Consider the following 10,028-nt stretch of genomic DNA (forward strand, 5'->3'; position numbering starts at 1 on the left):
GCTTACCTCTTCTCTTATCCAAATTTTCCTGTTAAATATTCCTCCGTCATCTTATTTTCAGGCACCGTAAACATTTTCTCACTTGTACCAAATTCTATTAACTCTCCAAGATAAAGGAAAGCAGTATAATCCGATATCCGGGCAGCTTGGGCAATATTGTGTGTCACCATTACAATTGTAATATTCTTCTTAAGCTCGCTGATCAATTCTTCTATCCGTGCCGTTGCCTTTGGGTCAAGGGCAGATGTTGGCTCATCGAGAAGAAGAGCTTCGGGATTCATTGCTAACGCCCTTGCAATACACAGTCTTTGCTGTTGACCGCCTGAAAGAAAAGTCCCCTGCTTATAAAGATTGTCTTTAACCTCATCCCACATTGCAGCCTTTCGCAATGACTCTTCTACAATCTTATCTTTTGCAGATTTGGAAAGCTTGATACCATTGAGTTTATATCCCGCAATGACATTATCATAAATATTCATTGTTGGAAATGGATTTGGCCTTTGAAAAACCATTCCAATCTTTCTCCTCAATACAATAGGATTAAAGGTATAGATGTCCTTCCCATTCAAATAAATCTTTCCTTTCGAGGTTGCGCCCGGTGTCAATTCATGCATTCTATTTATGCACCGTATAAGAGTGGTTTTTCCGCAGCCTGAGGGCCCCATAATGGCAGTAACACTATTTCTTGGTATTTCAAGATTTATATCTTTTACGATGATGTTTTCACCATAAGAAGCTGAAAAGTCTTCTATCTTCAAAACTGGATTTTCCATCTTCTCACTATCACTTTAGAGATTAAATTAAGAAGAAGCACTAAAAATATCAAGACAAGTGATGCACCCCATGCAAGCTTCTGCCATTCTTCATAAGGGCTTATTGCATAAGTAAATATTAAGAGAGGCAAAGAATGGACTGGCTTCAAAATATTCAAATTCATAAAGGGATTTCCAAAAGCGGTAAATAAAAGTGGCGCTGTTTCACCAGCAATCCTTGCTACTCCGAGAAGGATTCCTGTCATTATACCACTAAAACCTGCCGGGAGAATAACTTTTAAAACTGTTTTGTAATAGGGCACACCAAGGGCAAGAGATGCTTCCTTCAATGTATCGGGAAGTAGAAGCAATGTCTCTTCTGCTGCCTTAACGACAATAGGCAACATCATCAATGCAAGTGCAACACTTCCTGAGAATGCTGAAAAGTGTCCCATTGGCTTGACAATCCAAATGTAGGCTATAATACCTATGACGATAGAAGGAATACTTTGTAGCGACTCAGCGCACAAACTTACCACCGCAGCCAATCTTCCCTTCTTCTCTTCTGAAATATACAACCCTACCAAAACTCCCAAAGGGATAGAAATTACACAGGCAACCAACACAAGCAATATCGTCCCAACGATTGCATTTGAGATACCTCCGCCTATCTCTCCTACGGGCTTTGGAAGATTGGTCAGAAAATTCCAACTAATAGATGAAATACCTCTTTTTATGATATAAAAGAGAATCAAAAAAAGAGGCAGAATTGATGTTATGGAAATTACACCAACAACTACTTTAAAGAAAAAATCCTTTATTATTCTAAGAGTTATCTTTCTTTCTTCCTTAATATTCATACAACGCTCAACCTTTTGAGAACAAATTTCCCTGCTATATTGATTAAAAAGGTTATTATTAATAGCAAAAGTGCAATTTCTATCAGAGAAGAAAGATAAATATCGCCTGATGCCTCTGCAAATTCATTAGCAATGACGCTTGCCATTGTATTTGAAGGAGAAAAAATGTTTTGAGGCAAATCATTCGAATTGCCAATTACCATAGTGACAGCCATTGTCTCACCTAAAGCCCTCCCAAGTGCAAGAAGCATACTTGCAAAGATTCCTGAGCGACAATAAGGAATTATTATCTTTTTAATTACTTCATATTTTGTTGCACCCAATGAGTATGCGGCTTCCTTCAGGTTTGAAGGGACCATTGTGATAACTTCTCTTGAAATAGACGCCGCATAAGGAATAATCATAATGGCAAGAATGATTGAGGCTGTGAATATTCCAACTCCATAGGGGATAATATTGAATTTTATTTCCAAATCACGCACGAGAGGCACAATTACGAACAACCCCCAAAAACCATAGATTACAGAAGGTATGCCTGCCAACAGCTCAATCATTGTGCTCACAAGCGTTGAAATCTTACCTTTTGCAAAATATTCTCCGAGAAAAAGAGAAATAGCTATAGCAAAAGGAGCACAAATAATAAGAGAAAGAAATGAAGTTAGAATTGTGCCTAACACAAAGGGAAGAGCGCCAAAATTTTTTTGAACAGGGTCCCATTCGCGTCCCAAAAGAAATTTTATGCCAAATGTCTTAATGGAAAGAGAAGAGCTCAGAAGAAGCGAAAGGAATATTGCTGCCAAAATGACAACAATAGAAATGCCCGATATAAAAAGGACATTTTTAAAAAAGGTATCGCCTCTTGTCTGCATATAATCTTCTTTACCTTTTTAAAATTGTACTAATTGAATCATAGAATTCAGGTATAAATTTAGGGTTAAGCTTCTGTTAAGATTCTGTTAATTTTCTCAATCTATTGGTTTGAGGAAATATTAAAAAAAGTTACTTCAGTATAGTTTCATTCCCATAAGTGATTGACTTTATCAGCTTCTCGGCTTTCTTTTTAGCCTTTTCAGGAAGAGGTGCATAATCAAGAGGCTTAGTAAATGTCTGTCCTTCATTGATTATCCACCATAGGAGATTTACCAAGTTTTTTGCTCTTAGAAATGAGCGCCCTTTATAATTCTGATTTTTATAGACGAGTATCCATGTAAAGCCGGAAATCGGATAGCCATCTGGTGAATCCGTATCTGTTATTGAAATACGCGTATCATCTGGAATATTTGTGTTAGCCGCAAGACTTGTGCTTTCAAGAGTTGGTAGTATAAATTTTCCGCTTTTATTTTGAATGGCAGCTGTTTTCATTCTGTTGTGCATAGCATAAGCAAGCTCGATATAGCCAATCGTTCCTGGGATTTGTTTAATCATTCCAGAAACTCCCTCATTTCCTTTAGCGCCGATACCTGCGGGCCACCTTACAGATTTTCCTGCTCCTACTCTCTGTTTCCATTCAATGCTGACCTTGGAAAGATAATCAGTAAAGATTGCAGTTGTCCCGCTTCCGTCAGAGCGATGGACAACAACAATTTTTAGTGAAGGCAATTTTACATCCTGATTGATATTTTGAATCCTTATGTCATTCCACTTGGTAATTTTCCCCATAAAAATATCAGCCAAAAGAGATGGTGTAAGTTTTATCTGAGGGTCCCCAATTATGTTGTAGCTTACTGTTACAGCACCAAGACAAGTGGGAATATGAATAATTTCTGCAGGGGCTTTCTTGAGTTCTTCATCCGAGAGAAAAGCGTCTGATGCTCCAAAATCGACTGTTTTACTGAAAATCTGCCTTACACCTCCCCCTGAACCTATTGATTGATAGTTGATTCTAACCCCTGTCTTTTTGTAATAGACATCGAAAAGTTTAGAATAAAGTGGATATGGAAAAGTGGCGCCTGCCCCGAGAAGGTCGTTTTCTGAAGCTCGTGCACTTGAAATTGGCACAATAATAAGGGAAAGAATGCAAATTGTATAGAAAAGGAATTTTGATATCTTCATTGCAATATCTCCTCAATATATAGTTAAAATTTTACGATTAAGTCAGCTTGCAGCCAATTTATTTTTAGATTATCCTTTTTCTCCTGCGAACGGGTATTGAAAAGCGTAAAACCTATGATTGTATTTTTCATAAGAGAGTATTTGACTGAAATCTTATGCCCCTTTGCATTCGTTCCTCCGCCATGAAAGTCCGAATCAGTCGTAATCGCCGGCACAGCATCCTTCTCAAGCTCTCTGTAATTATATGATATTTCGAAATCTCCCGGTTTGCTTATTTCCCCTACTTTTATTCCTGCAAGCCAACCTGTATTGTCCGATACATCGCCTACAATATTGTTGACAAAATCACAATAAATTTTCACAGGAAATCTTCTTTCAAAAGCGTTGAATACTAGCGGAGTAATTTCAAAAGTTGGCTGAATTATTCTATAATTGTATTTAAAAATTCGTGCTCCATCATCTGAAATAATCAAGCTGTTGGTATCCTTTTCCTTCGATGGGCTGATATCTTCAAGTTTTGCCCCCTTCATATTGTGCCAATCATAATATGCGGCAGCAGCCTTTATATCCATACCAAATAATTTAGAACTAAAGCCTCCCTGAATTCCGTATAAAGAAACATCGTTTGAATCTGAACTCGACTCATCTATAGGGAAAAAGCCAGCCCTTACAAAGAATGTTGAGTTGCCGAAGTCTTTGATAAAATTTAATGCAACTCCCTCAGGATTAATATCAGGATCCCAAACCAGATCAGTTGTATAAAAAGGATTTTTCATTTTGCCTCCAATCAAGGCAAATTCCTTGTAGGGTTTGTATTCAATATATGCTCTGTCAATCCAAAGATTCTTTTGATCAAAGGTGTCTTGAAATGTTTGATTTGTAGAAGTTTGCTCACCGCTTCCAGATGCAAATCTTAATCCTAACTTAATTTTCTCATTGATTGTCGTCTCAAAACCGTACCGTAAACGAAATCTTCCTCTATGGCGGTCAACATTCTCTCTGCTGTTTTCTTCGCTCTCCTGCCTTTCATATCTGAGACGCATATCACCGCTAAATTTGGTATTTTTAACCCATCGAGGAAGTATTTTCTCTTTTAGCGATTCCTGTGAATTTTCTATTTCTTCTTTCACTTGCTTTCTTATTTCAGAAACTTGTATCTTCTCTTTTTCATTCTGTAATTTTTCTTCCTCCATTACCTCTGCAAGTATCTCTTTTGCATCCTCTTTGGAAATTATTTTTTTCTCAACAAGTTTTTTTACAAGGATGTCAAGGGGGTTTGCAAACGATACAAGTGGATACGAAAGAGCAAAAATCAAAAGGAATAAAATCTTAATCCGCTGCATTACTTTCTCCTGTTTAAGGTTTTAAATCTGTCTTCTTCACTCTTCCCCGTTCTTAATTCTTCTTTTCAACTCACCTCCTTTCTTTTTCCGAAGAAGAGGAGCTTACTTTTTGAGGGATTTTTAACAATGGACAATTAAGGGAGAATTAGAGGAATGTTAATTTTGTGTTAATTCTTTAAATATTTTTTTGATAAAAAATCAGTTTGGCAATGTAATGGTAAAGGTGGTGCCTTTATTTGGTGCGCTCTTTACATCTATTGTGCCATTGTGGAGAAGCACAATGTGTTTAACTATCGAAAGCCCTAATCCTGTACCACCAAATTTTCTTGAACGCGATTTATCTGCTACATAGAATCGTTCAAAAATTCTGGGAATTTCTTCTTCCGAAATTCCAACGCCCGTATCTTTAATCTTTATAATTACCCTGCCAGCTTCTGATTTTGTTGATATTTCAACCAATCCTTCTTCAGTATATTTTATGGCATTGTCAATGAGATTAATCAGCATCTGTTCTATTTTGAATTCATCAATGTTAGCTACTGGATTTGTATCGGAAAGATTCAAGATTAGATTCAACCCCTTCCTTTGTGCTTTTTTTCGGAAAAGTTGTTCCACTCTTTCTATCAATTCATTGATTTCAATCTTATCATAATTTAAAGTATCGTTTTTTTCTTCAAGATTTGCCAGCAGTAGAAGGTCCTCCACTATATTTATCAATCGTTCTGTATGACTTCTAATAATTTCAACATATTCCTTTGCCGAACCTTCAACATCATCTTGCAATGTTTCAGCAAAACCCTTTATTGCTGTCAAAGGCGTGCGTAATTCATGAGAAACATTGGATATAAGGTCTTTTTTGATGAGTTCAAGTTTTCTGATTTCACTGATATCCTGAAAAACCAAGGCAATTCTTTTCTCCGATAATACAGGCGACAAACTTACAAAAAAATCAGTGTCCTCAATCACAATCTCTGATGTCAAATTTTCACCTTTTTTTCTAGTTTCCTCAATTAATTCTTTCAGAATGGGATTTCTTATAATTTCCCAATAATACCTTCCTGCATCAATATCTCGTTTCAATACCTTTTTTAAACTTTCATTTGCTATAACGACTTTATCTTCATCATCTATGACAAGTAAACCTTCATTCAAAGAAGAAATGATAGTCGTCAATTCTTCCTTTTTTGACCGAAGCTCTGTAAATGATTTCTCTATTTTTTCTGCCATTGAATTTAAATTCGAAGACAGATTATTTAGCTCATCATTCCCTTTTAAAATTATTCTCGAACTTAAATCCCCTTCAGCAAGTCTATTAGAGGTAGAGACGATTTCATCAATAGGTTTTGTAAAACTTTTGGAAATCAATAGGGAAAGAAGAAAGGATGCAAGCAGAATAAATGCAGTTGCTTCCAAAATTCTTATTTTAAGATTTCTTAAAAACGAATTGATATCCTTGAGATATATGCTTACTCTTAAAACACCGACAATTTGATCTTCCTCTTTTATCGGTATAGCCAAATAAAGCATTTCTTCTTTAACAGTGTTGCTAAACCGCAGAGAAGTAGCCCTTTCACCTTCAAGTGCTTTTATTATTTCATCGCGAGTCCGGTGATTCTCCATTACATTTGGGTCTTTTTCAGAATCAGCATATACTATACCCTCGTTATTGATTACAGTAATTCGTGTACCAATCTTTTTCCCCATATTTTTGACAAAGCTATCTAATTTCTGAAGTTCCTCCTTTTCATAATATTTTTTGACTATTGGCATTAAAGAATCAGCAATTTTGGCAAGGTCATTTTCAAGAAAATTAAGATAAAATCCTTTTATAATGTTAAAAGAAAAGATAAGAATAAAAGAAACAATGAGGATTGTTATGACGGTATAACCTGCAAAGATTTTTCCGAAAAAAGATTTAATCATTCTTCCAATTTGTAGCCAACGCCTCTAATGTTTTTAATAAACTTCGATGCCCTGCCAAGTTTTTCCCGCAGATGGCGTATATGGACATCAACAGTGCGGTCAACAACAACTTTATCATCTCCCCATAAATTATCCAAGATTTGCTGTCTAGAAAAAACTCTGCCTTTGTTTTTAGCAAGTAAGAGAAGAATTTTGAATTCAGTCGTTGTAAGCTCTATCTTTTTACCTTTGACCTTAACAATAAATTTTTCCTCATCAATTTCAACATCATCCTTTATGAAATAAATGCCTTCCCTTTCTTCATCATTACCGCGTCTTAGCACTGCCTTTACTCTTGCTGTCAATTCTATCGGTGAAAACGGTTTTGTTACATAGTCATCTGCACCTAGTTCCAACCCTAATACCTTGTCAATTTCATCTCCCTTCGCAGTAACAATAATTATTTTGCAGGATTTTAAATCTTTGTTGTTTCTTAAATATTTGCATATCTCGAGTCCATCGATATCAGGAAGCATAAGGTCTAAAATTGCAAGGTGGGGAGGGCTATTTTTCAATGTTTTCAAAAAGCTGTCCCCATCAGGAAAGATTTGTGTACGATATCCTGATTTTTCCAAATTGATGGAGATAAGCTTTGCTATATCCGGCTCATCCTCTACTATTGCAATTAGTGGTTTCATTTGTCCCAACTATATATGAATATTAGTATCAAATCAAATGAAGTGTGGCAAAAAAAGTTGGTATGAAATGCGAATTTTTTGAACACTGAAGGGTGGGCGAAGGGGCTCGAACCCTCGACAACTGGATCCACAGTCCAGCGCTCTACCAACTGAGCTACGCCCACCATAGCTCTAAAGAATATACCAATCTTAGGATGCCCAAATGTAATTTAATGATTACACTTTGTCAAGCCAATCCTTTCCTCTTCTTTTTTTATCAAAAAAATTATCGTGACTAAAAAATTACCTGCTAAGAGGTGTAAAGGAAGATGCTATCAAATTTATAATTCATACAGAAAGCCAAATCAAAACCAGCATTTTTATGTAGTTATAACAGCCCATCCTTGACACCTAAATTTTTTTTTAATAAAAAGGTGCGATTATTTCTTTCCATAAAAAATTTAAATGAGGATTTCTTTACATTATGGCTAAAATAAATGCGAGAATTATTGGAACAGGAGCATATTTGCCTGAAAAAATTTATGACAATGCTTATTTTGAAAAAATTCTGGATACAAGCGACGAATGGATTACGGAAAGGACAGGAATAAAGGAAAGGCATATTGCCCCTCCTGAAATGGCATCGTCTGACCTTGCAACAGAAGCGGCAAAAAAAGCAATAAAAGTATCAGGCATTTCAGCAAAAGATATTGAAGCAATCATCTGTGCAACAATTACTCCTGATATGTTCTTTCCTCCAACTGCCTGCTTCGTACAAAAAAATCTGGGAATCAAAAATTCAGCAGCTTTCGATGTGGCAGCTGTTTGTTCAGGATTCATATATGCCCTTACAGTTGCAGACAGTTTTATAAAAGCAGGAAAGTTCAAAAAAGTCCTTGTCATTGGTGTTGAGGTAATGAGCAAAATCATAGATTATACTGACCGCACAACTTGTGTAATTTTTGGAGACGGAGCAGGTGCGGCAGTGGTTTCCGCAGAAAAGGGAAGCCGAGGAATCCTATCAACCCACATCTACTCAGATGGCAGCTATTCTCATCTTATTCAGATGCCGGGTGGCGGGTCGCGCAATCCTTGCTCGATGGAAGTAATTGAAAAGCGACTTCCTTTTGTCAAAATGAAGGGAAGAGAAACCTTCAAAATAGCCGTAAGAGCAATGGAACAATGTTGTAGAGATGCACTTGAAACAAACAATCTCGAACCCAAAGACATAGATATTTTTGTACCTCATCAGGCAAATAAAAGGATAATCGATGCCGTTGCCCAAAGGCTTAAGATACCCGAAGAAAAGATAATCGTAACAATTCACAAGCATGGCAATACCTCTGCTGCCTCTGTACCTATGGCTCTCAATGAAGCGGTGGAGGAAGGAAAAATCAAAGAAGGCGACTATGTCTTGATGTCTGCTTTTGGCGGAGGTCTGAGTTGGGGTTCAATCCTAATGAAATGGTAATCTTTCTCTGAACGAGATCTTTAAATGCAAGATTTTAGAAATCCTGACTCTGCAACTTTTTCGAATCCGTGAGATATCTTTTTAAGAAGCTTTTCATAACTTTCTCCCCCGTGAAAATCTGTACCTCCTGTTGGAATCAAGTCAAGCTCTTCACAGAGAGAAAGAAGATATTTTTCATATTTTTTTGGAGTAAGTTTTATCCTGCTCGAATTGTAAAGTGATAGTTGGGCTGGATAAGGATAGAACACCTCTACACCCATTAGACCAAGTTTTTTCAGCTCTATCAAATGATTCTTGATATTCTTAGTTTTGAAAAAACCCGGGTGTGAATGCACGGGAATACCTCCCGCATCTCTTATCAGTGCAATAGCTTCAGCCGCTTCAAGTTTCATTCTTTTTACATAGTAAGGAGAATTGTCTCCCAGATATTTTCTGAATGCTTCATTTAATGATTTTACATATCCTTGTTCAAGGAGAGCTTTTGCTATATGAGGCCTACCTATTGTGCCGTATCCTGATATCTCTGATACCCTCTCTACTGAAATTTCAAAGCCCTTGTCCTTCAGTTTTTTTATCATCAATTTAGCCCTCTTTTCCCTATAATTTCGCATCTCTTGTAATTTCTTGGACAATTTCTTGTTTGAAGGGTCGATATTGTAACCAAGCACTTCAAGACGAAGTGATTTATGGCTGCAATTTATTTCCACACCATGAAGGAATTCGATAGAATGCTTTTTTAACAATGGAATTATTTCATTCTTTTCTGATACTATGTCATGGTCAGTTATGGCAAGAATTTTGACATTATTCCTTTTTGCCATTTGCACAATATCGAAAGGAGAAAGCTCTCCGTCGGAAAGCGTGCTGTGTATATGAAGATCAAAATTATACATATTTTTTTTATAATTCAATCTTGATATAAAGTAAAATTGTTTAATATGGAAGCATTCAGCATATATATACACTATCCC

9 protein-coding genes and 1 tRNA gene are annotated in these 10,028 nt (G+C 36.4%); 1 reads left to right on the forward strand and 9 read right to left on the reverse strand.

What is annotated here, in order from left to right; genetic code table 11:
- Positions 1-14: 14 nt before the first annotated feature.
- From pstB to D6734_13370, 8 genes are all read right to left on the reverse strand, one after another.
- The gene (pstB, locus tag D6734_13335) at positions 15-773 is read right to left on the reverse strand and encodes a phosphate ABC transporter ATP-binding protein (protein RMF91956.1); all 759 of its coding nucleotides are present in this window, start codon (positions 771-773) and stop codon (positions 15-17) included.
- Positions 755-1,612, reverse strand: coding sequence for a phosphate ABC transporter permease PstA (pstA, locus tag D6734_13340; GenBank protein ID RMF91957.1), 858 nt, complete (start codon positions 1,610-1,612; stop codon positions 755-757). Before pstA ends, pstB begins: the two co-directional genes overlap by 19 nt.
- The gene (pstC, locus tag D6734_13345; GenBank protein RMF91958.1) at positions 1,609-2,481 is read right to left on the reverse strand and encodes a phosphate ABC transporter permease subunit PstC; all 873 of its coding nucleotides are present in this window, start codon (positions 2,479-2,481) and stop codon (positions 1,609-1,611) included. The genes pstA and pstC overlap by 4 nt, the downstream gene beginning before the upstream one ends.
- A 130-nt stretch (positions 2,482-2,611) precedes the next feature.
- Positions 2,612-3,664, reverse strand: a complete 1,053-nt coding sequence (gene pstS, locus D6734_13350) for a phosphate ABC transporter substrate-binding protein PstS (GenBank protein ID RMF91959.1) — start codon at positions 3,662-3,664, stop codon at positions 2,612-2,614.
- A 23-nt stretch (positions 3,665-3,687) separates the two neighbouring features.
- Positions 3,688-5,007 (reverse strand): hypothetical protein, encoded by a 1,320-nt coding sequence (locus tag D6734_13355; GenBank protein ID RMF91960.1) that lies wholly within the window; start codon positions 5,005-5,007, stop codon positions 3,688-3,690.
- 198 nt (positions 5,008-5,205) lie between these two features.
- On the reverse strand, positions 5,206-6,930 hold the full coding sequence (locus D6734_13360) for a HAMP domain-containing protein (protein RMF91961.1): 1,725 nt from the start codon (positions 6,928-6,930) through the stop codon (positions 5,206-5,208).
- Positions 6,927-7,607 (reverse strand): DNA-binding response regulator, encoded by a 681-nt coding sequence (locus tag D6734_13365; GenBank protein RMF91962.1) that lies wholly within the window; start codon positions 7,605-7,607, stop codon positions 6,927-6,929. The genes D6734_13360 and D6734_13365 overlap by 4 nt, the downstream gene beginning before the upstream one ends.
- A 91-nt stretch (positions 7,608-7,698) precedes the next feature.
- Positions 7,699-7,771 (reverse strand) — tRNA-His (locus tag D6734_13370).
- 299 nt (positions 7,772-8,070) lie between these two features.
- Here D6734_13370 and D6734_13375 point away from each other — a divergent pair.
- Positions 8,071-9,057, forward strand: coding sequence for a ketoacyl-ACP synthase III (locus D6734_13375; protein RMF91963.1), 987 nt, complete (start codon positions 8,071-8,073; stop codon positions 9,055-9,057).
- Positions 9,058-9,077: 20 nt separating this feature from the next.
- Here D6734_13375 and D6734_13380 read toward each other — a convergent pair whose 3' ends face one another.
- Entirely contained in the window at positions 9,078-10,022 is a 945-nt protein-coding gene (locus tag D6734_13380) for a PHP domain-containing protein (protein RMF91964.1), read from the reverse strand.
- Between the last annotated feature and the right edge of the window lie 6 nt (positions 10,023-10,028).

Source organism: Candidatus Schekmanbacteria bacterium (genome assembly GCA_003695725.1).
GTDB lineage: Bacteria > Schekmanbacteria > GWA2-38-11 > GWA2-38-11 > J061 > J061.